We start from the raw sequence: 22,422 nt of genomic DNA on the forward strand, positions 1-22,422 counted from the left end.
CCTGATGCGATTGCTCACCCCCACCGTACCGTCACCTCCGGAGCGCCCTCATGGCCGACATCACGCATCGAACCGTCAAGACGAATGGCATCAACCTGCACGTCGCGGAGGCGGGTTCGGGGTCGCTCGTGTTGCTCCTGCATGGCTGGCCGGAGTCCTGGTACTCGTGGCGCCATCAGCTTCCGGCGCTGGCGGCGGCGGGGTACCACGTGGTGGCTCCGGACGTCCGCGGCTACGGCCAGAGCGACAAGCCGGAGGCCATCGAGGCGTACAGCATGAAGCAGCTGGTGGGGGACGCGGTCGGCCTGCTGGACGCGCTGGGGGAGAAGACGGCCATCGTCATCGGCCACGACTGGGGCTCGGCGCTCGCCTGGAGCTGCGCCGCCCTGCATCCCGACCGCTTCCGCGCGGTGGTGGGAATGAGCGTTCCCCATCTGGGGCGCGCGCCCATGCCGCCGATGCAGCTCTTCCGGCACATGTTCGGTGAGAAGTGGTTCTACATCCTCTACTTCCAGGAGCCCGGCGTGGCCGAGGCCGAGTTCGAGGCGGACGTCCCGAGGACGGTTCGGACGATTCTCACCGGCACCCCCGGCTTCGATGTGACGAATCCCGCCGTGCTGGCGAAGCAGAAGGGGGAGGGCTTCCTCGCGGGGCTCGACGTGCCGGAGACGTTGCCTGACTGGCTCACCGAGGCGGACGTCGCGTACTTCGCGAAGGAGCTCTCCGGCAGTGGATTCCGGGGCGGGCTCAACCGCTACCGCAACATGGACCGGGACTGGCACGAGCTGCCTGAGCTGGCGACGGCGGTCCTCCCGCAGCCGGCGCTCTACCTGGTTGGAGAGAAGGACCCGGTGCGTGCCTTCTCACCCATCGACGCCATGAAGGCCCTGGTGCCGAACCTGGCCGACATCCACGTCGTCCCTGGCGCGGGGCATTGGGTGCAGCAGGAGCGCGCCGCCGAGGTGAACGCCGCGCTGCTGGCCTTCCTGAAGGCGCTGCCGGCCTGAGCCGCGCGCCCTCCGGAGGTGTGCTGCCCGGAGGGCGGCGCGACTGTGCTGCAATCCCTTTCACTCCGTGGCGGCGTGAGCGGGATGAAGTATAGGTGAGCGTCGATGCAACGGAGGTCGCGCTCATGGTGATTCCAGGGAAGTGCCACTGCGGGAATCTGTCCTTCACGCTCGTCTGGGAGCCGAGCCCGGACGAGATTCCCGCACGGGCCTGTGGTTGTTCGTTCTGCGCCAGGCACGTGGGGGTCTGGACGTCTCATCCTGGGGGGACGCTCAAGGTCTTGGTCCAGGAGCCGTCACGGGTCTCCCGATATGTCTTCGGCACGCGGACCGCGGAGTTCCACACTTGTTGCCGGTGCGGCGTCGTCCCCGTGGTGACCAGCCTCATCGACGGCCAGCTCTACGCGGTCGTCAACGTCAACGCGTTCGAGGGCATCGACCCGGCGCGGATTCGCCGCGGCTCGGGCAGCTTCGACGACGAGGATGCCGCGACGCGGCTCGCGCGCCGGAAGCGCAACTGGATTTCCAACGTGGAGATTCTGGAGTCGCCGCGTCCCCCCTGAAGCGCGGGCGGCCCGCTACGGCTTCTGGGTGTCCACGACCTCGACGTTGCGGAAGTCCTCGCAGGGTTGCTTGAGGCCCAGCACGTACTTCATCGAGCTCAGCTCCAGCTTCAGCTTGGCCCAGAGCCTGCGCGGCAGGCTCGGGCGCACGGGCTCGGGCGGCGCGAGGACGAACGCGTTCAGGTCCAGGTAGTGCGTCGCCGTGCGCCCCATGCCCTCGAAGTCGTGCTCCAGCCCCTGGGTGAGCTGGCGGAGCTCCGGCGTGAGCCCCTGGTGCACGGCGTCGGTCATCAGGACGTACTCCGTGACGGGGACGTCGTTCTTCAGCATCCGGTGCACCAGGATGACGTCCACGCCCGCCAGCTCGGTGAGGTGCTTCACGCGCTGGAAGGCGACCTCACCGGCGTGGGCCACGAACTTGAGCGTCAGGGCGCCCACCTGCATGCAGCCGTCGCACCTGCACATGCGGTCAACGATGAACTGCTGTCGCCGTGAGACGAAGGCGCGGCGGATGTTCGCGACCTGCCGGTCGACGGCGGGAAAATCGTCGCCCACGGCATAGAAGAACGCCGCGTCTCCTTCGAGCTTGGCGAGCTTGAGCGGCCCCGAGGCATCAATGACGGCCTCGAGCAGCTGCGCCACCGTCTCCTGCGCGTGCGCGAGGCTGAAGCGGTGGTGACTCATGAAGCGGGTGTACCCGCCGATATCCGCGATGAGCAGGAGCGCCTTGTCTATCGCCATGCGGCGGCCACCCTATCACGGCACCTGGAGGCTGGCGCGCACAAGACCGGAACGTTCGCCGGCGGGACCGGGCCAGACCCCGACCGACTCCGGGACGGGGCGGGTGTCGTGTTCCCGTCTATCGCTTTCATGAACGCGGGTTTCTGGCGGGAGGGTGTTGCCAGGAGTTGCCGCTCAATTCAGTTTCGCGCCCCTCATCTGGGTGGATTGGTGCACGAGGTTTTTTTCGCACGGACAGTCTCACAACCTGAAGGGAGCCGGTCGATGAACGTCATCAAGACGCCTGAGGTACTCACGAAGGAAGGCAAGGTGCAGGGCCTGGTCGAAGGGAAGATTTCTGTCTTCAAGGGCATCCCCTACGCGAAGCCTCCCACGGGAGCGCTGCGCTGGAAGGCGCCCGAGCGCGCCAATCCGTGGCCCGGTGTCCACGAGGCCTTCGACTTCGGCGCCTCCGCGCACCAGTCCCGTCAGGCCTGCATCGAGGCCGGCGGCGGCGACCCCGGTGAGATGCACGAGGATTGTCTCTTCCTCAATGTGTGGACGCCCAAGCTGGATGCGGGCGCGAAGCTGCCGGTGGTGTTCTGGATTCACGGCGGCGCCTTCGTCATCGGCTCGGGCCGCGTGCCGCCCTATGAAGGGATTCATCTGGCGTCGCGCGACGTGGTGCTGGTGACCTTCAACTACCGCTTGGGGCACCTGGGCTTCTTCATGCATCCGGCGCTGGAGAAGGAGAACCCGGGTGGGCCGGCGAACTTCGGCCTGCTGGACCAGATGCTGGCGCTGGAGTGGGTGCGCGACAACATCGCGCGGTTCGGCGGCGACCCCGGCAACGTCACGGTGATGGGACAGTCAGCGGGTGCCAAGAGCGTCCTGTCGCTCTTCACGTCGCCGCAGGTCAAGGAGAAGAACCTCTTCCGCCGGGGCGTGGCCATGAGCGCGTACGTGCTCCAGGAGAAGCCCCTGGCGGACGCGCGGCTGGCCGGCATGGCCTTCGCGTGGAGGAACGGGCTGGACCGGCTGCTGGCCACCATGAAGGATTTGCGCGAGCTGAGCCCGGAGAAGTTCTGGATGCTCCCCGCGGACACCGCGAACGCGCCCAGCCCCATCTACGGAGACTCTGTCCTTCCCGAGCCCATTCGCGAAACCTTCGCGCGTGGAGAGCAGCTCTCCCTGCCGCTCATCATCGGCAGCACGAGTGACGACTCCAGCGTGGTGTCCTCGTTCGGAATCGACCCCGGCACCATCCTCGAACGCCTGGGCGCCTTCGCCGAGTCCATCCGCCAGCTCTACCCCGACGTGGACGATGACCGGGAGATTGGCCGGCGGATGTGCCGCGACTTCGTCTTCACGGTCATGCCGCGCCTGCTGGCCACCCGCCACGCGGAGCGAGGCGCCGCCGTGTGGCGCTACTACTTCGAATACCGCGCCAAGCTGCTCGCACCCCGGCAGCGGCTGGGCGTGCCTCATGGGGGCGAGGTGCCCTACTTCCTGGAGACGGCCGCGGACGTGCCGCCCGCCGGCGAGCTGTTCACGGAGGAGGACCGGACGTTCATGCGCCAACTGGTGGAGTCCCTGGTCCAGTTCGTGCGCACGGGCACGCCCGGGCCCGTGGCCCAGGTGACCTGGGAGGGGCACACGGAGACGCAAGACACGCTGCTGCGACTGGATGTTTCATCGCGGATGGTGACGGACTTCGAGCGCGACATCCTGCAAGCCGCCGAAAACCTCATGCCCTTCCTGGACAGCCTCGCCAAGCCGCCCCCGCCGAAGCTGCCGCGCTCCGCGACGTCGTCCAACCTCAGCGGCACCACGCGGCCGGGAAATCGCCCAGAGTCAGGGGTATGACAGACCCGGTGGTGTGTCGGATTACACCACCGGGCTGCTTCATGGCGCCGTCGTCACCTCGACACGCGCCTCCAATGACATGTCAGTGACGCTTCGTTCCATGCCAAAGTATGGCAGGAATGTAATGAAACAGGCATGTCGCAAGGCGCGGCCGCCGCCGGGCGCGGTGGCGGTTCATCCGGCATGGGACTGGTAGATGGGGAAGATCGTGTGTTACGGTTTTTAAGTCGTGAAGCGGTTATTCGACTTTAGCCGTTTCACGTCTTCCCCAGATACCCGAGGTCTCCATGATGTCAGTGAAGGTCATGCGGCGGTGGTCGACGGTTGGCGCGATGTCGTTGCTGGTCGGTTGCGGTCCGGAGATGATCGAGGAGCAGGCGGAGTCGGTGACGCCGGCGACCATCGAGCAGGACATCGTCGGTGGCGTGGAAACGACCATTGGCGCGAATCCGTGGCAGGTGTCCCTGCAGAACGGCACCAGCCACTTCTGCGGTGGCTCCATCCTCAACGAGAGCTGGATTCTGACCGCGGCGCACTGCGTGTCGAGCAGCTCTCGCCCCTCCATCCTGGCGGGCTCCACCTCGCGCACCGGCACGGGTCAGCGGCGCTCCACGGCGGAGGTCATCCGGTATACCGGCTACGTCACGGCGACCCAGGGCAAGGACATTGCCCTGATTCGCCTGTCCACGCCGCTGGACCTCAATGGCACCACCGTCAAGGCCATTCCCCTCGTTTCGGCGGCGGATGCGTCGAACGGCGCCACCAACGCGGGCGTGGTCGCGACCGTGACGGGGTGGGGCTCGACCTCCTCCGGCTCCTCGTCGTTGCCGGTCAACCTGCGCACCGTGAATGTCAACCTGATTACCAACGCGCAGGCGCAGAGCCAGTACCCGAGCTATACCATTGGCGCGGACCAGCTTGGCGCCTCCGCGTCGGGCAAGGACTCGTGCCAGGGTGACAGTGGGGGGCCGCTCACCGTCAACCACAACGGCACTCGCAAGCTCGCGGGCGTCGTGAGCTGGGGCATCGGCTGCGCCGACTCGCGCTACCCGGGCATGTACGCGCGCGTGTCGCACTTCGAGAGCTGGATTGACTCCAAGATCAATGGGACGAACCCCCCGCCGACCGGCACCACGGTGCTCTCCCAGACGAACCTGTCGGGCTCCTCCAGCACCTGGAAGCACTACTCCATCAACGTCCCCAGCGGCACCACGTCGCTCACGGTGACGCAGGCGGGTGGCTCGGGTGACGCGGACCTCTATGTGCGCCGCGGCTCGCAGCCCACCACCAGCGCCTACGACTGCCGGCCCTACGCGTCCGGCAACGATGAGACCTGCACCTTCTCCAGCCCCCAGTCGGGGACCTGGTACGTGTCCGTGCGCGGCTACTCGTCCTACTCGGGCGTGTCCGTGACGGCCACGGTGGTGCCGTAGTCACGCGCCAGCTCGCCGTTTGAGAAGCCCCCTGTCACCCGTGGGTGACAGGGGGCTTCGCGCGTCCAGGGGCTACTCCACCCAGTGCTGCTCCGTCAGCACGCGGTAGCCCGTCACCGTGTCGATGAAGAAGCTGACGGCGATGCCGGCCCAGGGGCCCTTGCCGTAGCTGATGTAGCAGCCCTTGAACGTGCCACCGGCGGTGCGCGCCTGGAGCTCCGCCAGGCCGTCGGTGATGAGCGCCTCCGGCAGCGGCTCGTTGCGGTCGGCGTAGTCGACCGTGCTGGCGACCTGGTTGACGACCTCGGCGCCCGTGGCCAGCTGCGGACGGACCTGCCAGCGCGCGTCAGGGAAGAGGCTGGGGTCGATGCCGAAGCACTGCGCGCTCTTGAGCTGGTCGTTGCCGTGGGCGCCGGCAATCACGTCCTCCACCTGGAAGCCCTGGCTCAGCCGGGAGGTCCACAGGCTCTCCTCCTGGGCGTTCACCGCGGCGATGAGCGCCGTCAGCGCGTAGCCCTGCGTGGCCGCGTTGCGGAGGTTGCGCAGGCTGACCGCGCCGATGCCAGTCACCTCGGAGATGGCCTGCGCGGACGTGAAGGGCCGCAGGTTGAGGAGGTTCGTCGCGCCGTTCCACGCGTACGGCAGGACGGCGTACAGCGCGTCGCTGTTGATGGTGTTGACCAGGGTGACCACCGCCGCGGCGTCATCGGCGGAGAGCGCGAGCTCGTCCAGGATGCCGGCGCAGGTGCTGGTGATGTAGCCCAGCGCGCGGGCGCCACCCTCGATTTGCGCCAGCCGCACGGGGCCGACACCCTGGACCCCGGACACCTGCGCCAGCGTGGAGAAGGGCGCCGTCGCGCGGTAGCCGACGAGGTTCTGGGCGACGTCACTGGGAAGGTAGGCGTCCAGCGTGGACAGCGACGCCGTGTTGACGAAGGTGAGCACGCCCTGACACTCCGGGGCCACGTCCACGTCCGTGGTGGTGAGCGGCGCGTCCTGGTGCTCCGTGGACGGCGCAGACGGCGCGGAGTCTGCGCTGGTGGGACCACATCCGACCATCAGGCTCGCGGAGAGAAGGGCTGGAACGAGACGACGCATCGAAGATTCCTCCTTGGGGGGTACGGCGGGGGAGGAGGTTCCATACACCAGAGCCCTGACTCGCAGAGCATCCTTGAAATCGCGAGAACATCGTGTTCACAAGAAAGTCATGCTGGTGCTGGAGAGAGGTGACGCGCGTGTCGAACCGGTCCGAAGAAGTCGAGCGATTCATGCGGGGACTCGAACACGCGCGGAAGGACGAAGTCGAAAGCCTGCGCACCGCCATCCTGGCGGCCCATCCGGGCATCGTGGAGCGCATCAAGTGGAACGCGCCAAGCTTCTGCTTCAAGGGCGATGACCGGGTGACGTTCAAGCTGAAGCCCAAGGACTGTGTTCAGCTCATCTTCCACCGGGGCGCGAAGGTGAAGGCGACGCAGGGCTTCTCCTTCGAGGACGCCAGCGGCCTGCTGCAGTGGGCCGCCGCGGACCGCGCCGTCGTCACGCTCCGCGACCAGGCGGAGGTGAAGGCGAAGAAGAAGGCGCTGTGCCAGGTCGTGGTCCAGTGGATGGAAGCGACCTCGCGGTGAGCCCCCCGGTGTGAAGGGCCACCTGACGCGGGTGGCGTCCAGGCGGCGCCCGGACGCCCCGCCACGTTCCTCGGTTCAGTCCGCCGTACGGACATCGCGCACGAGCCCCAGCCGGCGAAGCCCCCTGATGACCCACCACCCCAGGTCCAGTTCGTGCGCCTCCTGGCCCATGCGCGCGGAGCCTGGGAAGGCGTGGTGGTTGTTATGGAAGCCCTCGCCGAAAGACAGCACGCCGAGCACCCAGATGTTCGTCCCGCTCTCCGCCGTGCCCGGCAGGGCATGGCGCCGCTCTCCCCAGACATGGGCCGCGTAGCCCACGGCCCAGTGTCCGAGGATGCTGGTGGCCGTGCGGGCGCAGACGCAGAGGGCCACGGCCTGGGGGCCCAGCACCACGAGCACCATCCCCGCCAGCCCGAGCACGTGGAGCGGCCAGGTGCGCTCCAGGAAGCACAACCACGGGTCCGTCAGTACATCTGGCGGAAGCCGCGCCAGGGCCCGGTCGTCCGCGGGCTCGAAGCGCAGGTGCAGGTTCCAGCCGAAGTCGCGGGCCATGGAATGCCCATAGGCGAAGTAGGGCGGGCAATCGGGGCGGTTCTGCCAGTAATCGCGCACCGCGTGCAGGCGTGCCCACGACAGGGGGCCGCCAAGCCCGCTCAGCACGAACAGGTACGCGAGCACGCCGCGTGTGAGCGGGCCCGCCTCGTAGGTGCGGTGGATGACGCCGCGATGCAAGCCCACTGAGTGCCCCAGGCAGAGCGTCACGAAGGTGAGCAGGAGCGACACCGCCACCGTGGTGGGCGTCGCCGCCGCGAGCCCCACGGTGACGCCGGGGATGAGCATGCCCCAGAGCCACAGGGCCCGCGCCGGGTCGAAGCGCAAGCGGCCCACGTCGGGAGGCACCGGGGCGGCGGTGTTCGCGAGCGGCTCGCCTGTGCTTCCCCCGTTCAGGGTGACCTCTGGATGACCCCGCGTCGCGGTATTCATCGCGTCACCTCTTCCGCCCGTGCACGCGCTGGCTCTCCAAAGAGCGCCTGCCGGCAGAGGGCATCCGCGCCCAGGACCCCGCTCCCGGCGCCGGGCAGCCGCAGCGCGAGCGACGCAGGGGGCAGCAGGCGCGCCAGCATCGACACCAGGCCCTGGGTGGCGCGCTGACGTGGGCTCTTGTCGAGCAGCCACCACAACACCACGGCCAGGTGCGCGACGTAGAGCAGCCTGCCCAGCGCCTGGCCCACCATGGCGCTGCCCGGGGCGTCCGTGGCGCCCGCCACGGCGTCTCCAAAAACGGCCTGGACCCGCTGCCGGGAGAACGCCGTCTGCGGCGCGAACAGGCCGTCCTCCTCGCCGCCCACGAGCACGGGAATCAGCGCCTTGAGCACCTCGTGGTGCGGCCCGAGCACGCCAAGGCTTGCCCGGAGCGCGAACAGGAAGCGCTCCCGCCAGGGGCCCGCGGGCAACGCGGCGGCGCGCGCCGCATAGGCCGATGACAGCTCGTCGTACAGCGCCAGGACGATGGCGCGCTTGCTGGGAAAGTACCGGTACAGCAGCCCGACGCTCACCCCCGCCTTCTTGGCGATGTCCCGCAGATGGGTGGCCTCGTAGCCCCGCGCGGAGATGAACCCTAGCGCGGTCGTGTACAGCCGCTCGCGTGTCTCATGGCCCTGCTCCGTCCGGCCTCGCGGGCGTCCTCGCTTGGGTCCTTCCGTTGCTCCGGCCTTGCTCCGCGTCGCCATGGCCTCCCCCGTTGTTTTGATGAACCTGTTCATCGAAATGATGCCTGGGGCCTGGGACGGGTGCAAGTGAGGCGCGTCAGGTCCCGCGAAACGTCCCGGAAATCCATTCGTTGTGGAGACGTCCACCCAGGTGTCCGGTGGTTTCTGACGGAGGAGGCCTTGGAGGCCGCCTCCACGGTCGCTATGAAGGTGGCCAGACCGTCAGGAGCGCGGCGGGCACAGGAGACGTCGAGGCAATGCCCCCCGAGCAAATCAACCGCGGTGACGTGTTCTGGGTGGAGCCCGACGACTCACGAGGTCCGGTCCCCAGCTATTCGCACCCCCACGTGGTGGTCCAGGACGACGTCTTCAATCACTCACGCATCACGACGGTGGTCGTGTGTGCGCTGACGTCAAACCTGCACCGGGCCAGCGAGCCGGGGAACGTGCTGCTCGAAGTGGGAGAGGGGAGTCTTCCCAAGCAGAGCGTCGTCGTCGTGTCGCAGGTGTCCTCGGTCTACAAGGCGCGTCTGGGAGCGCGCATCGGGGCGCTGTCGGACGCGCGCGTGGAGCAGATTCTCGCCGGCCTGCGCTTCCTGCAGGTGTCGTTCTTCAGGAGGTCGTGAGGTGAGGGGCGGTCGCTGGCGCTGCCGGACTGGTGCGCCTTTGGTGCCGTGGCATATGCTGTCTTGATGAAAATGAGCTCCCGAGGATTCCTGGCGTCGCTCGCTGTCATGTCCTTGAGCAGCCTGGGATGTGGTGACTTCAATCCCGAAGAGGCCGTGACGATATCGCAAGGGGTCTTTGGGATGACCACCTATGTGGATGATGTATGTTCTTCCGGTTGTGAGCGCGAGCCGCGGTCAATGACGTTGCTGATAAAATCCCTACCCCAGGACACGGACGTGGCGTCCGTGACGTCGAACGAGGACGGCTTCTTTGAAGCCGAGCTTGCACTGGGGGACTATCGAATCTGCACGACGTTCGAGCGTTGCACGGACTTCTCGGTCGGCAGCAATGAAGTGGTACGCCTCGACTATGAGATGTCGTTGGGGCCGGGGTGGTCCAGGTAGCAGGCTGAACAGCGCGCAGCCGAGGGCGGGCGGCCCTCATGCACCAGGGGCCACCAGTCCCGTGAGGTCGCGCGTGATTCGCCCGTCCAGGATGGGCACGCAGTCGCTCGGGCACTCCGTCGTGAAGCGCAGGCCCTGGCCCTTCGCCCGGCGGATGAAGCCGTCGAGCGCCTCGAGCGAGGCGTTGGGGATGTCATGCAGGACCATCAGCGTGTGGGGCCGCGCCGCGCAGTCCGCCAGCGCCTTCTCCGGCCAGCCCGTGGGGTCGAGCCAGTCGCCGGGGACGCTGTTCCAGAGGACGCACGAGTAGCGGTGGCGGACCAGGTGGTCGACGGCGCGCTGGCTCAGGAGGTGCGGGCCCAGCTTGCCGCCACCCCCGAAAGGCCGGAACCACTTGGGGGCGGGGACGAGCGGCGCGAGCAGCGCGTCGGTGGCCGCGATCTCCACCTCCACCGCGTCCGGGCGCGGGTCCTCTCCCAGCGGGATGGCGTGGGTGAACGAGTGATTGCCAATGAGGTGCCCCGCGTCCCGAGCACGCGTGACAAGGCGCCGCCCTTCCTCCGTGACGAGGTGCTTTCCCAGCACGAAGAACCGCGCGGTGATGTCGTGCGACGCCAGGACGTCGAGCACCCGAGGCGTCACCTCGGGGTCGGGCCCGTTGTCGAACGAGAGCGTGAGGAGGTTCACCGGAACACGTTGTTGGAGGTGCGGTCCCCGGCGAGCCAACGCGCCAGCTCCTGGTGGGCCCTGGCGCGGCGGGCCTGTACGAGCTCGGGCTTCACGGCGTCCGGGCTGTCGTAGGTGAACTCGACAATCATCCCGTTGGGGTCCTTCACGTAGAGCGAGCGGCAGTAGCCGTGCTCGAGCACGTACATGGCAGGCTCCGTGTAGCCCGCGGCCCGCAGCCGCTCCTCGATGCCTCGCTGGGCTTCGAGCGTGACGTCCAGCGCGATGTGGTGGAAGGGCGAGTCCGGCATCTTCGGCCCGAACAGCTCCTGGTCCTCCTGCTTCTCGAACTGGAAGAACGCGAGCGCGCTGCCATCGGCGAGCTCGAAGAAGGTGTGACAGTAGGTGCGGACGGCGCCGAACAGCTCGTCCGACTCGCACCAGGTCGCGACGAGGGGCAGGCCAATCAGCTCCTCGTAGAACTTCCGCGTCGCCTCCAAGTCCCGAGTCACATACGCCGTGTGGTGAAGCCGGCCGGGCAGTTTCGCTTGCGTGGACATTCGTCCTCCCTGGGGGTGTGCTCAACGACGAGGGCTTACTTCGCCGCCTGTGCGGGCGGCGTACCCGCGTGGACGGGGGCTGCGTCGGCGATGGGGTTGCGCAGGACGCCAATCCGCTCGACGGAGACCTCGCACACCTCACCGGCGCGGAGGAACCGCGGTGGCTTGCGGGCGGCGCCCACGCCGCTGGGCGTGCCCATGGCGATGACGTCTCCTGGCTGGAGCGTCATGGCCTCGGAGAGGTCCGCGATGACGGTGGCGACGTCGAAAATCATGTCCGACGTGTTCGCGTCCTGGAGGACCTCTCCGCCCACGCGCATCTGGATGCGGAGGCCGCGGGCGCCCTCGGGTAGCTCATCGGGCGTGACGAGCTCCGGGCCCAGCGGGCCCGTCCCATCGAAGTTCTTCCCGACGGTCCACTGGTGAGTGCGCTTCTGGTAGTCGCGAATCGAGCCGTCGTTGAAGAGCGTGTAGCCCGCCACCCACTCCAGCGCGCGCTCGCGAGGGATGTTGCGCCCCGGGCGTCCCACCACCACCGCCAGCTCTGCCTCGTAGTCGAGCTGGTTCGAGCAGGTAGGCACCACCATGGGCGCCTCATGGGCCAGGAGGCTCGACGGGAGGCGCGTGAAGACCACCGGGTGCCGAGGCGTCTCGTAGGTGGCCTCCGCCGCATGCGCGACGTAATTCAGCCCAAGGCAGAGGAACTTGCTCGGCTCCGGAACGAGCGGCCGGTAGCGGAACTCCGAATCGGACAGCGCCTGGAGGTCCGTCGCCTCCGACACGCGCTTCGCCAGGGCCGCGAGCACGTCCGGGCCTCGCTCCAGCAGCGCGCGCAGTGAAGTCCCGACGGAGGAGTCGAGCGCCGTCACGTTCACCATCCCCTTGGCCGCGCGCACGCCCAGCGCAGGCTCATCCCTCACCAGAATCGAAGCAATCCGCATGGTGGCTCATCTCCCTCGGCTACGCATCGCAGGCTAGCGGGGGCGGTGCTCGACCTCAATGAAATGTCGACAAAATGCAATTTGCATCCAGCGCGACGCCTTGTGTCAATTCCGTGCGGTGTCGTATAGGTGCGTGTTTGTGAGGAGAACCATGGCTGCTCCATCCCGCCTTCGCGGTCCGGTGTCCGAACCCACGCTCGCCTCGGCGGTCGTGGACCGGCTGCGGGGTGACATCCTCGATGGCGTGTTGCCACCAGGGGAGAAGCTGCGGCTCGAGCACCTGGCGCCGCGCTACGGCGTCGGGCGGACGCCGCTTCGCGAGGCGTGCTGTCGTCTGGCGTCCGAGGGGCTCGTCACCATCGTGGACCAGCGCGGCTTCCGGGTGGCGCCCATCTCCCGGGCTGACTTGCTGGACCTGACGCGGACGCGGCAGCAAATCGAGCCGCTCGCGCTTCGCGCCGCCATCACTCTCGGCGACATCGCCTGGGAGGGCGAGGTGACCGCGGCCCTCCATCGTCTCCAGCGGCGGGCCCCGGCCTCCGGGAGCGGGACGCTCGACGACACCTGGGAGCTGGAGCATGCGCGCTTCCACGCGACCTTGCTCAGTGCGTGTGGGTCGCCCTGGCTTCTCAAGTTCCATGCGACCTTGTTCGACCAGACGGAGCGCTACCGTCGGCTCGCGCAGGCGCACGGCAAGGCGCGGCGGAGCGTGGAGGATGAGCACGCCGCCCTGGTGAAGGCCACGTTGGCGCGGAACGCGGAGCGGGCCTGTGCGCTGCTGACGGAGCACATCGCGCGGACGACCGAGCTTGTCCTCGCGGGCCATCCGGGATTGCGCGCGGCGGGGGCCGCGCCTGCGCTTGCTTTGCCGACAAAAGGCCGGAGCCTTCGCGCGAAGGATTGACGCTCCGTCCGTGGGCGCGTACTGGCTTGGGCACCATGGTGCGCACTGGCTTCGTCGAGGGTTCTGGGGGCGTTCGGCTCGCGATGAGTGAGGCGGGCCCGTCGTCTGGTGCTCCGGCCGTGCTCTTTCTGCATGGCATTGCGCAGAGCCGCCAGAGCTGGCGCGGGGTGCTCGAAGGGCGGTTGGCGCAAGACCACCGTCTGGTCGCGCTCGACCTTCGAGGGCACGGTGATTCGGACAAGCCAGAGGGCGACGCTCCATACGTGGATGGCGCTCACTTCGCCGGAGACCTCTCGGCGGTCATCGGGCAGCTCGGCCTGCGGAAGCCCGTGGTGGTGGCCTGGTCGTATGGCGGCGTCGTTGCCGGCGACTATCTCCGGCACCGAGGCGACCGCGAGCTGGGTGGCCTCTTCTTCGTGGCCGCGGCGCTCAAGACGGGGAAGCCCGCGCGGGCCTTGTTCGGGCCGGGGATGATGTCCAACGCGCGCGGGCTCCTCTCGGAGGACCCGGCAGCCTATGACGCCACGGCGCGGGCGTTCATCGGGGCGTGCTCGGCGCAGCGACTCGACGCGTCTGTGGCCGAGGCGGCCCTTCACGCGATGCTCCGTGTCCCGCCGAATGTCCGTCGTGCGCTCCTCTCACGGGCGGAGGACTACTCGGTGGAGCTGGGGCGATGCCGTCGTCCGGTGGCGACGCTCCATGGCGAACTCGACCAGGTGGTCCTTCCGTCCATGAGCTCGGAGGTGGTGCTCGCGTGCGCACGTGAGGGCCGGGGCACGTGGCTGCCTGGCGCGGGGCACCTGCCGTTCCTGGAGGCGACGGCGGAGTTCGAGGCCGCGCTCGCGGCGTTCGTGAAGGCGGCGCGTGATTGAGGCGGCGCATCCCTGGTGACCCGAGACACCAGGTGGTGCGCGCTGTCATCCGTGCGCGTGGCCTCATGCGTATTTCAAGTGTCTGATTTTCTTGAGGCCGAAGCGCCCGGACGCGCGCGCAGGGTGCCCTGGGCAGTGGCATGGGTCCTGCTTTGCTGTGGGGCACGTCGCGCACAGCCGGAACGGTTGCCCCTCCAGGGGATGCCGTCCTCTCCCCGGTCTCAAGGAGTCCGCCATGGCCATCTCGCTCCCCAGCCGTTCATGCCTCTCGCTTCCCCAGGTGAGCACCGCCTGCGCATCGCCTGTCTCCGCGCAGGCGCCGAGTGTGAAGGCCTCGCAGGTGTCACAGCCGCGGAGCGACGCCTGGCAGAAGCTCATGACCGACACTTTCGAGCCCGCCGCGCGCGGGCAGGGCGTGAACCTGGGCGGCGCGACTTCCGCGCCTCGGGCCGCCGCGACTTCTCAGGTGAGTGACGCGGGCCCCGGCTTTGGCGCTCCGTCCAGCGGCGCCGTCTACAACGCGAGTGAGCCCTGGCTGAGCGTCAACAACGTGGGCGCGCCCTACAACAGCAACCTGCAGCTCATCTCCCCGGAGCAGAAGAGCCAGTTCAAGTTCACGAACACGTTCACCAACACCACGGGCCAGCCTCAGACCATCACCCTCTGGAACAAGGTGGGAGAGAAGGGCGGACCGAATGACGGACAGCACTTCGACAAGAGCACGCCGAAGACGTTCACGCTCCAGCCCGGGCAGTCACAGGCCGTGGCGTTCGACAACAACAGCAGTGTCGCGTGGTGCGTGTCGAAGGACGGCTCGGCGAAGCCAGGCGCGAACTCCGGGCAGACGTGGGGCGAGGCGACGTTCGGAAACGCCGCCACGGGGTGGAGCGGCTACAACACCAGCCAAATCAGTCCCGCGGGCCACAATGGCAACATGTCCATCTCCAACGAGGCCACGGGCAAGACGGTGACGCAGGCCAATGCCTGGCAGACGCCCTCCGACGACCCGGCGGGCCGCGACGTGGGCGTCCCCGCGGGGCCGATGAACCTGCGCACCGTCCTCAGCTGAGCGGACCGCGGCGCGGGGCCAAACGACCGGTGGGGCACTCGCGCCTCATTCCAGGTGGGAAGCCGCGAGGAGCCCCTCTTCGCAGGTCCCTCCTGGGCGAGATACGCTGGTGACATTGAGGGCCATTGAACATGAACGTGGTCGTACTGCGGGTCTTCGCTCCGGCGTTTGACGTGAAGGACTTCTTGACGCGCTTCCCTCGGCTGGAGGTCGATGCGGTCTGGACGCTCGGTGAGAAGGCGCTGCTCCAGAGAACGCATGAGGACTCAGGCTTCAATCTGACCCTTGCCGAGTCGGAGGTGAGCGCTCAGGCACTGGTCATGGCGCGTCAGCGGTTGGAGTTGCTGTCCGCCGAACTCGTGGAGGCCCGGCGGCGGTCCGCCACGTGTGTCGCGGACTTCGGGATGTTCATCGGATGGGAGCGCCAGTTCACGGGCGCTATCGAATTCGCGCCCGAGGACCTACGGTGGTTCGCAGCGCAGGGGATTGGGATTGCCGTCTCCGCGTATCCGTCCTTCGATGATGAGACAGAGTCGTAGCGGCTCACCGCTCGTGCATGGCCACCGCCAGCGCTGATGGAATCGTCTCTTTCATCAGCGCGACGAACCGGCGCAGCCGCGCGGGATGAAACCTCGCATGCGGATAGAGCAGGTACATGGGCAAGGGCGCGGCTCGCCAGGAGGGCACCAGGTGCAGGAGGCGGCCCTGGGCGAGGTCATCGTAGAGCAGCCAGGCCGAGGCCACGCAGACGCCCAGGCCCTTCAGCGCCGCGCTCCGGATGGCGTAGAGGCTGTCCGTGCTCAGGCGGGGGGCGAAGGTGATGGGCTGGACCTCGCCGGTGTCCACATGGGTCAGCGATAGCTCGTTCCGGTAGAAGGTGCGCAGTGACAGCCAGGGCAACCGGGCGAGCGCGTCCGGATGGACAGGGACGTCACCCTCCCCGAGGACCGCAGGCGCGGCCACGACGATGCGCGGCACCTCGGCCACGCGGATGGCCACCACGCTGGGGTCATGCACTTCTCCGACGTGAATCGCGCAGTCGATGCCGTCGGTGATGAAGTCCACCGCCCGGTCATGCAGCAGCCATTCAACCGACACCCGCGAATGGCGATTCAGGTACTCCGTCAGCGGCTCCACCAGCAACTGCTGTCCGAATGCATGGGGCACCACGACGCGCAGCGTTCCCTCGGGTTCGTTGCTCGCGCCACGGAGGTCGGCTTCGAGCAGCTCCCAGCTGGCCAACAGCTCCTTCGCGCGCTCGTAACAGCGCGCGCCGTCCTCGGTGAGCTTCATCGCATGGGTGGAGCGCTGAAGCAGCCGCAGCCCCAGGGAGCGCTCCAGTGCCTGGAGCCGGCGGCTCACCGTCGGCTGCGTGGTGCCCAGCTGCGCCGCGGCCGAGGACAGGCTCCCAGCGTCGACGATGCGGAGGAACGTCTGCATCAGCTCCAGCCGGTCCGCGGTGGCTGGCGCGGTGGGGTGAGGTGCACGCCTCCGGGGAGCCCGGGACCGAGGCGGCTTGGAGCGAGTGGGCATGCGAACTGGCCTCGTGCGGGGTTATACGCCGAACGTATATCCGCTGTGCGGAGCACGCTACTACCAGCCTCGGCCCCTCTAGAGCACCTTCACCTCGACTCGCAGCGACAGAGGTGAACGAGATGTCCTTCATTCGTGCCGTACATGGAAGCGCCGGGGCCGCCGCCACCCGTCATGGGGACGGTGCCTCCCTGTCAGGGGGCTTGCGTCTGCTGCTGGCGGCGAGCGCTGGCGTGCCGGTGGCCGCGCTCTACTACAGCCAGCCCATGCTGGGCGTCATCGGGGCCTCCACGGGGGCCGCTGACGCCGTGGTGGGCTTCCTCCCCACGCTCACGCAACTGGGATACGCGCTGGGCATCCTGCTGCTGACGCCCCTGGGGGACCGCTTCGACCGGCGCCGCATCATCCTGGTCAAGGCCGCCTTGCTGAGCGTGGCGCTGCTGCTCGGCGGGCTGGCTCCGGACATGAGCCTGCTGCTCGTCATGAGCTTCGCCGTCGGCCTGACGGCGACCGTGGCGCAGGACATCGTCCCGGCCGCCGCGACGCTGGCCCCGGCGCGAGAGCGGGGCAAGGTGGTGGGCACGGTGATGACGGGCCTGCTGCTGGGAATCCTCTTGTCCCGGGTCGTCGCCGGTGTCGTGGCCGAGCAGTTTGGCTGGCGTGCCATGTTCATCATCGCCGCTGCCAGCGTGGCCTTGATTGGCGTGGCGGCCTGGCGAGGGCTCCCTCGCTTCCAACCGACGAGCACGCTGTCGTACGGCGCCCTGCTGGCCTCGCTTGCCCGGCTGTGGCGCCAGCATGGTGCCCTGCGGCGCGCGGCGCTGGCGCAGGGGTTGCTCTCGGTGGGCTTCAGCGCGTTCTGGTCCACCCTCGCGGTGATGCTGCATGGGGCGCCGTTCCACCTGGGCAGCGCGGCGGCGGGCGCCTTCGGTCTGGCCGGGGCGGCCGGAGCCTTGGGCGCGCCGGTGGCGGGCCGCGTCGCCGACCGCTTCGGGCCGGAGGTCGTCACTCGGCTGGGGGTGGGGCTGACGGCGGTCTCCTTCGCCACCATGTTCGCGGCGCCATGGCTCGAGCCGAATGCCCGGTTGTGGCTGATTGGCGGCAGCGCGATTGGCTTCGACCTCGGGGTGCAGATGTCGCTCGTGGCGCATCAGACCATCGTCTTCGGCATCGACGCCGCGGCGCGCAGCCGGCTCAACGCGGTGCTGTTCGTCGGCATGTTCATCGGCATGTCCGCCGGCGCCGCCAGTGGCAGCCTCGTGCTGGCACGGTGGGGCTGGATGGCGGTGACGGTCCTGGCGACGGCCTCGGCGCTGGCGGCCTTGCTGGTCCGCCTGGCGCCGCGGGCCCGTGTGGCCCACTGACGCCAGGGGCGCGTGGGCACATCACGTCTTGCCTGGTGCTCCCGCGCGTCCCAGTCGCTGGGCGAAGAAGGCGAGGATTTCGTCTCGCGCCGCGCGAGTGGGCTCTCCCTCCGCGTCGATGAGATGGGCTGTCACGACGCTGTGGGGGCACCCGACGACCTCCGCGAAGAAGGGGGGATGCGTCGGGTTCGCGGCGGACGCAGGCAGCACCCTGGTAACGAAGCGAGCTCCGAGCGCGGCCGCATGGGCCTGGAACCGCTGCGCCGTGCAGAAGCGGTCGCCCTCGAACCGATAGGCGAGCACCGTCAGGTCGTCACGTTCGAGGCGCTCCTTCACGGCGGCGAGCTCGTCAGGCGCCAGCTGAATCCCGCCGGTGTCGCTCAGGGGCAACGACGGCTGACACATGACGGGAGCGAGCACCGCGCGTTCGAGCATCATCGAGAGCGCGAAGTTCCCCGTGAAGCACATTCCAATCGCGCCGACCCCCGGACCGCCACACTCCTCATGTGCGAGGCGTGCCAGGGCACGTAGCCACTGCGTCACGGGGCTCGACTCATTCGCCGCGAACGCTCGGAACTCCGCGCTCACGCAGGCGCGTTGCAGGATGGCGCGTCCCTCCTCCGCGCGGGGGTAGGCACCGTCCCTGCCGAAGAGTGAAGGCATGTAGACAGTGAAGCCCGCGTCGCGCACCCAGCGCGCGAAGCGGGCGACGTGCGGGCTGATGCCTGGCATCTCTGCCATGACGATGACGGCGGGGCCGTGGCCGGCGACGTAGACTGTTCGCCTGGCGGCGTTGAGGGTGAGGGGGCGACGGCCGAAGTCATCGAGAGGGTCGTCGGCCGTGGAGTCGGGGGGGGATGGGCGCATGCCTGGAACATGCGGGAAGCCCATCCTCCGTGACCAGTGGCGAGATTGACAATGAACGGGCTATTCTCGCCATCGTGATTACGCATGTCGTGTTCGATGGCGTGGCAGAGGGCTCGCTGGGCGTGGGGCTCGACGTGGTCGACACGGCCGCAAGACTCGTCGAGGCAGGGCTCGCCTCGGTTCCACGGGGCGCCCAGGTCTTGCGTCAGCGGGTGGTCTCGCTCGACGGTCAGCCGGTCCGCTCGGGCACGGGGCGCTCCGTCGCCGTGGACGGCGCGCTGAGCCTCCGAGGTGTGAAGGCGGGAGACGTGTTGCTGGTGCCTGGGCTCTCCGCGGCGAGCGAGCGCGCCATCGAGCAGCTGCTCTCGCGGGCCGATGCCGCGCGTGGCATCACGTTGCTCGCGCGCGCGGCGGCGAAAGGCGCCATGGTCGCGGCCTCGTGTTCCGCGACCTTCATTCTCGCGGCGTCCGGCCTCCTCGCGGGGCGAAGCGCGACGACGACCTGGTGGCTCGTCCCCTCGTTCGCGCGCCGCTTCCCTGCGGTCTCCCTCCACCCGGACCGGATGGTCGTCGAGAGCGACGGCGTCCTCACCGCGGGCTCGGCCTTCGCCCACGCGGACCTGGTGCTGGCCATCGTCGCGCGGGTCGCGAGCCCATCGCTCACGCACCTGGTGGCCCGCTACCTCGTGCTCGACGAGCGCGTCTCGCAGGCCCGGTACATGGTGATGGAGCACCTCCGCGTCTCGGACCCGGCGCTTCGTGCCGTGGAACGATTCGTCGGCGCGAATCTGGGCCGGCAGCTGACGCTCGCTGAGCTTGCCCGTGCCGCCGCTACGTCCTCGCGTACGCTCGCGCGGCGAGTGCAGGCCGGGCTTGGCATGACGCCGCTCGAGTTCGTGCAGCGGGTGCGCGTGGCGCACGCCTCCCACCTGCTCGAGACGACCCAGGCGTCGGTCGACGAAGTTGCTGCTCGGGTCGGGTATGCCGACGCCGCGGCGTTCCGCCGCGTATTCCGGCGGTATGTCGGAGAGCCCCCACGAGGAAGGCGCGGCACGGTTCACCACCGTCACTGACTTGCCGCCCTGCACCGCGCGCATCGTGGGCAACACGCTGGCGATTCAGGAGGGGGATGCCCCTTCCCGGGCTTGCATCAAGGCTTCCACCCGCTGCTGGATGCCCTGCAGTTGGTCGAGCTTGCGCTTCAGTGCTTCGCGCAGGTCGCGCGCGTCGGTGTGAAGGACCTCGTCATGCAACTCCGCGATGCTCTCAGACAGGCATGCGTGGAGGACGTGGATCTGCTGCTGGGAGAGCTCCAGGAACATGGGTCACCTCTCTGACAGCAGAACAACGGAGCCGCGCCACCCGCTCTGCCGAAGGCACGGGGGCGAACACGCGCACGACAGGCCGCTGGCGCTCCAGAGCACCGCGCGGCTCATGGGGCCGCGCGGTGCGAGCTGCCAGGGGTGGCGCGGCGCCTCGGCATCCGAGGCGCCGCACCGGTGCGACTACCGCAGCGCGATGAGCGAGGCCACGAGCAGGGACACGACGCTCATGACCTTGATGAGGATGGCCACGCCAGGACCGGAGGTGTCCTTGAACGGGTCACCGACCATGTCACCGACAACGGCGGCCTTGTGGACGGCCGAGCCCTTCGCGTGGCCCGGGAGCTTGCCCTTCTCGATGAACTTCTTGGCGTTGTCCCACGCGCCACCCGCGTTGGCCATGTAGAGCGCCATCGTGGCGCCGACGACGAGCGCGCCGGCCAGCAGCCCCGCCAGCGCACCGGGGCCCAGCAGGTAGCCCACCAGGGGCGGGGCGACGATGGCGACGATGCCCGGGAAGATCATCTCGCGCAGGGCGCTCTTGGTCGCGATGTCGACGATCTTCTTGGGGTCCGGGTCCGCCTTGAGCTCCATCAGCCCCGGAATCTCGCGGAACTGACGGCCAATCTCCTCGACGATGGCGCCGGCCGCGCGGCCCACGGCGAGCATCGTGGAGGCGCCCACCAGGAACGGGAGGATGGAGCCCAGCAGCATGCCGACGATGACGTTCGGGTTGGTCAACTGCAGGCTCATCTCCGGCAGGCCGGCGGCGATGCGCGTGTGGTTGACCTCGAGGTTGAAGGCGGAGAAGAGCGCGATGACGGTGAGCGTCGCCGAGCCGATGGCGAAGCCCTTGCCGATGGCCGCCGTGGTGTTGCCCACCGCGTCCAGCTCGTCGGTGATGGCGCGGACCTCGGGGCCCAGGCCGGACATCTCTGAGATGCCGCCGGCGTTGTCGGAGATGGGGCCGTAGGCGTCCACGGTCATCACCACGGCGGTGCCGCCCAGCATGCCCACGGCCGACAGCGCGATGCCGTACAGGCCGAGCGCCTGGTCGGCGATGTAGGCCACCAGGGCGATGGTGGCCATCGGGATGCCCACGCTCTCCATGCCGACGGCGAGGCCGCGGATGAGGTTGGTGCCGGCGCCCGTGACGGAGGCCTCCGCGATGCGCTGCACCGGCGTGGACGACGTGTAGTAGTCCGTGACGAGGCCGATGATGGCGCCGCCGAAGGCGCCCGCGGCCAGCGCCACCGTGATGGCCTGGGACAGGCCGAACACCTGCATCATCACGAAGGAAAGTCCCACCAGGATGACCGGGGGCAGGATGAGGGCGCTGCGCAGCACCTGCGCGGGGTTCATGTGCTTGAGCGCGCGCGCGATGAAGATGCTCAGCAGGCTGACCACCAGGCCCACGGCGGACAGCACCAGCGGGAGCACCACGCCCGCCACCTTCGCGCTACCGGTCGCGGACGGGTCCACCACGAGGCGGGAGAGGTCCGCGGCGCTGGCGGTCAACGCGATGGCCATGGCGGCGACAATCGCGGCCACCATGGACTCGTAGATGTCCGCGCCCATGCCGGCCACGTCACCCACGTTGTCGCCCACGTTGTCGGCGATGACGCCCGGGTTGCGCGGGTCGTCCTCGGGGATGTTCTCAATGACCTTGCCGGCGATGTCGGAGCCGACGTCAGCGGCCTTGGTGTAGATGCCGCCGCCCACGCGGGCGAAGAGCGCGATGGAGCTGGCGCCCACGGCGAAGGAGTGGAGGACGGGGGAGAGCTGCGCATGCCCCTGGAAGGCGTAGTAGATGCCACCCATGCCGATGAGGCCCAGGCCGGCGACGGCGAGGCCCATGACCGCGCCACCGTCGAGCGCGACCAGCAGCGCGTTCGGCTTGGAGCCGGTGCGCGCGGCCTGCGCGGTGCGCACGTTCGCGTACGTCGCCGCCTTCATGCCGATGTAGCCCGCCAGCAGCGAGAGGAACGCGCCCAGCACGAAGCTCCCGCTGGCGAGCGGCCCCAGCGCCAGGCCGATGAGCACCGCGACGGCCGCGCAGTACGCGGCGAGCACCTGGTATTCGCGGACGAGGAACGCCATCGCGCCTTCGCGGATGTAGCCCGCGATGCGGTTCATCGTCGCGTCACCCTCCGGGAGCGACTTGACGCGGAAGTAGAAGAACGCAGCGAAGAGCAGCCCCACGGCGCCGACCACGCCCGGTGCGATTGCCCAGAAACTCGACTCGAGACTCGACAACTCCATCCAATCCTCCAGAGCCGTCCCGGGGGCCTGACCTCGCCGACCGAGTCGCTCGTGTGCCGCGAAATT

24 protein-coding genes are annotated in these 22,422 nt (G+C 68.7%); 13 read left to right on the forward strand and 11 right to left on the reverse strand.

Annotation, left to right across the window (positions count from 1 at the left end):
* Positions 1-50 precede the first annotated feature (50 nt).
* Both HV824_RS02000 and HV824_RS02005 read left to right on the forward strand, forming a co-directional pair.
* Positions 51-1,007 (forward strand): alpha/beta fold hydrolase, encoded by a 957-nt coding sequence (locus HV824_RS02000; RefSeq protein ID WP_176416279.1) that lies wholly within the window; start codon positions 51-53, stop codon positions 1,005-1,007.
* Positions 1,008-1,102: 95 nt separating this feature from the next.
* Positions 1,103-1,570 (forward strand): GFA family protein, encoded by a 468-nt coding sequence (locus tag HV824_RS02005; protein ID WP_368670859.1) that lies wholly within the window; start codon positions 1,103-1,105, stop codon positions 1,568-1,570.
* 15 nt (positions 1,571-1,585) lie between these two features.
* Here the strand turns inward: HV824_RS02005 and HV824_RS02010 are convergent, their stop codons facing one another.
* Positions 1,586-2,311, reverse strand: a complete 726-nt coding sequence (locus HV824_RS02010) for a DUF2652 domain-containing protein (RefSeq protein WP_176422532.1) — start codon at positions 2,309-2,311, stop codon at positions 1,586-1,588.
* A gap of 264 nt (positions 2,312-2,575) precedes the next feature.
* Between HV824_RS02010 and HV824_RS02015 the strand changes: the two genes are divergently transcribed.
* Complete coding sequence (locus tag HV824_RS02015) at positions 2,576-4,156, forward strand: carboxylesterase/lipase family protein (protein WP_176422533.1); 1,581 nt, start codon at positions 2,576-2,578, stop codon at positions 4,154-4,156.
* A gap of 287 nt (positions 4,157-4,443) precedes the next feature.
* Complete coding sequence (locus HV824_RS02020; RefSeq protein WP_176422534.1) at positions 4,444-5,589, forward strand: trypsin-like serine protease; 1,146 nt, start codon at positions 4,444-4,446, stop codon at positions 5,587-5,589.
* Between the two features lie 72 nt (positions 5,590-5,661).
* Here the strand turns inward: HV824_RS02020 and HV824_RS02025 are convergent, their stop codons facing one another.
* Complete coding sequence (locus HV824_RS02025; protein WP_255207680.1) at positions 5,662-6,687, reverse strand: hypothetical protein; 1,026 nt, start codon at positions 6,685-6,687, stop codon at positions 5,662-5,664.
* A 137-nt stretch (positions 6,688-6,824) separates the two neighbouring features.
* Here HV824_RS02025 and HV824_RS02030 point away from each other — a divergent pair, with 137 nt between their 5' ends.
* The gene (locus HV824_RS02030; protein WP_176416283.1) at positions 6,825-7,214 is read left to right on the forward strand and encodes a DUF1801 domain-containing protein; all 390 of its coding nucleotides are present in this window, start codon (positions 6,825-6,827) and stop codon (positions 7,212-7,214) included.
* Positions 7,215-7,289: 75 nt separating this feature from the next.
* On the opposite strand, the gene HV824_RS02035 is transcribed toward HV824_RS02030, so the two are convergent.
* Complete coding sequence (locus HV824_RS02035; protein WP_176422535.1) at positions 7,290-8,198, reverse strand: acyl-CoA desaturase; 909 nt, start codon at positions 8,196-8,198, stop codon at positions 7,290-7,292.
* Positions 8,195-8,944, reverse strand: a complete 750-nt coding sequence (locus HV824_RS02040) for a TetR/AcrR family transcriptional regulator (RefSeq protein ID WP_176422536.1) — start codon at positions 8,942-8,944, stop codon at positions 8,195-8,197. Before HV824_RS02040 ends, HV824_RS02035 begins: the two co-directional genes overlap by 4 nt.
* A 236-nt stretch (positions 8,945-9,180) precedes the next feature.
* Here HV824_RS02040 and HV824_RS02045 point away from each other — a divergent pair, with 236 nt between their 5' ends.
* Positions 9,181-9,549, forward strand: coding sequence for a type II toxin-antitoxin system PemK/MazF family toxin (locus HV824_RS02045; RefSeq protein ID WP_176422537.1), 369 nt, complete (start codon positions 9,181-9,183; stop codon positions 9,547-9,549).
* 240 nt (positions 9,550-9,789) lie between these two features.
* On the forward strand, positions 9,790-9,996 hold the full coding sequence (locus tag HV824_RS37100) for a carboxypeptidase regulatory-like domain-containing protein (RefSeq protein WP_255207681.1): 207 nt from the start codon (positions 9,790-9,792) through the stop codon (positions 9,994-9,996).
* 36 nt (positions 9,997-10,032) lie between these two features.
* Here HV824_RS37100 and HV824_RS02055 read toward each other — a convergent pair whose 3' ends face one another.
* The 3 genes from HV824_RS02055 to HV824_RS02065 are packed head-to-tail and all read right to left on the reverse strand — an operon-like array spanning position 10,033 to position 12,163.
* The gene (locus HV824_RS02055; protein ID WP_176416288.1) at positions 10,033-10,683 is read right to left on the reverse strand and encodes a polysaccharide deacetylase family protein; all 651 of its coding nucleotides are present in this window, start codon (positions 10,681-10,683) and stop codon (positions 10,033-10,035) included.
* Positions 10,680-11,222, reverse strand: a complete 543-nt coding sequence (locus tag HV824_RS02060) for a VOC family protein (protein ID WP_176416289.1) — start codon at positions 11,220-11,222, stop codon at positions 10,680-10,682. Before HV824_RS02060 ends, HV824_RS02055 begins: the two co-directional genes overlap by 4 nt.
* Positions 11,223-11,257: 35 nt before the next feature.
* Complete coding sequence (locus tag HV824_RS02065; protein ID WP_176422538.1) at positions 11,258-12,163, reverse strand: fumarylacetoacetate hydrolase family protein; 906 nt, start codon at positions 12,161-12,163, stop codon at positions 11,258-11,260.
* A 151-nt stretch (positions 12,164-12,314) separates the two neighbouring features.
* Between HV824_RS02065 and HV824_RS02070 the strand changes: the two genes are divergently transcribed.
* The 4 genes from HV824_RS02070 (at position 12,315) to HV824_RS02085 (ending at position 15,547) form a co-directional block, all read left to right on the forward strand.
* Positions 12,315-13,067, forward strand: coding sequence for a GntR family transcriptional regulator (locus HV824_RS02070; protein WP_176416291.1), 753 nt, complete (start codon positions 12,315-12,317; stop codon positions 13,065-13,067).
* A 119-nt stretch (positions 13,068-13,186) separates the two neighbouring features.
* Entirely contained in the window at positions 13,187-13,939 is a 753-nt protein-coding gene (locus HV824_RS02075) for an alpha/beta fold hydrolase (protein ID WP_368670860.1), read from the forward strand.
* A gap of 235 nt (positions 13,940-14,174) precedes the next feature.
* On the forward strand, positions 14,175-15,008 hold the full coding sequence (locus HV824_RS02080) for a hypothetical protein (RefSeq protein ID WP_176422539.1): 834 nt from the start codon (positions 14,175-14,177) through the stop codon (positions 15,006-15,008).
* A gap of 131 nt (positions 15,009-15,139) precedes the next feature.
* Positions 15,140-15,547 carry a hypothetical protein gene (locus HV824_RS02085; RefSeq protein ID WP_176422540.1) on the forward strand — a complete coding sequence of 136 codons (408 nt, stop codon included), beginning with the start codon at positions 15,140-15,142 and terminating at the stop codon, positions 15,545-15,547.
* A 4-nt stretch (positions 15,548-15,551) separates the two neighbouring features.
* Here the strand turns inward: HV824_RS02085 and HV824_RS02090 are convergent, their stop codons facing one another.
* On the reverse strand, positions 15,552-16,448 hold the full coding sequence (locus tag HV824_RS02090) for a LysR family transcriptional regulator (RefSeq protein ID WP_176422565.1): 897 nt from the start codon (positions 16,446-16,448) through the stop codon (positions 15,552-15,554).
* A 215-nt stretch (positions 16,449-16,663) separates the two neighbouring features.
* Here HV824_RS02090 and HV824_RS02095 point away from each other — a divergent pair, with 215 nt between their 5' ends.
* Entirely contained in the window at positions 16,664-17,905 is a 1,242-nt protein-coding gene (locus HV824_RS02095) for an MFS transporter (protein ID WP_176422541.1), read from the forward strand.
* A gap of 21 nt (positions 17,906-17,926) precedes the next feature.
* Here the strand turns inward: HV824_RS02095 and HV824_RS02100 are convergent, their stop codons facing one another.
* Positions 17,927-18,772, reverse strand: coding sequence for a dienelactone hydrolase family protein (locus HV824_RS02100; RefSeq protein WP_176422542.1), 846 nt, complete (start codon positions 18,770-18,772; stop codon positions 17,927-17,929).
* Here HV824_RS02100 and HV824_RS02105 point away from each other — a divergent pair.
* Positions 18,763-19,845 (forward strand): GlxA family transcriptional regulator, encoded by a 1,083-nt coding sequence (locus tag HV824_RS02105; RefSeq protein WP_217917019.1) that lies wholly within the window; start codon positions 18,763-18,765, stop codon positions 19,843-19,845. The genes HV824_RS02100 and HV824_RS02105 overlap by 10 nt on opposite strands.
* A gap of 45 nt (positions 19,846-19,890) precedes the next feature.
* On the opposite strand, the gene HV824_RS02110 is transcribed toward HV824_RS02105, so the two are convergent.
* Both HV824_RS02110 and HV824_RS02115 read right to left on the reverse strand, forming a co-directional pair.
* Positions 19,891-20,094, reverse strand: coding sequence for a hypothetical protein (locus HV824_RS02110; protein ID WP_176416298.1), 204 nt, complete (start codon positions 20,092-20,094; stop codon positions 19,891-19,893).
* 183 nt (positions 20,095-20,277) lie between these two features.
* Positions 20,278-22,356, reverse strand: coding sequence for a sodium-translocating pyrophosphatase (locus HV824_RS02115; RefSeq protein ID WP_176422543.1), 2,079 nt, complete (start codon positions 22,354-22,356; stop codon positions 20,278-20,280).
* Positions 22,357-22,422 lie beyond the last annotated feature (66 nt).

The sequence above is a fragment of the Myxococcus sp. AM009 genome (genome assembly GCF_013372605.1).
In the GTDB taxonomy this organism is placed as follows: domain Bacteria; phylum Myxococcota; class Myxococcia; order Myxococcales; family Myxococcaceae; genus Myxococcus; species Myxococcus vastator.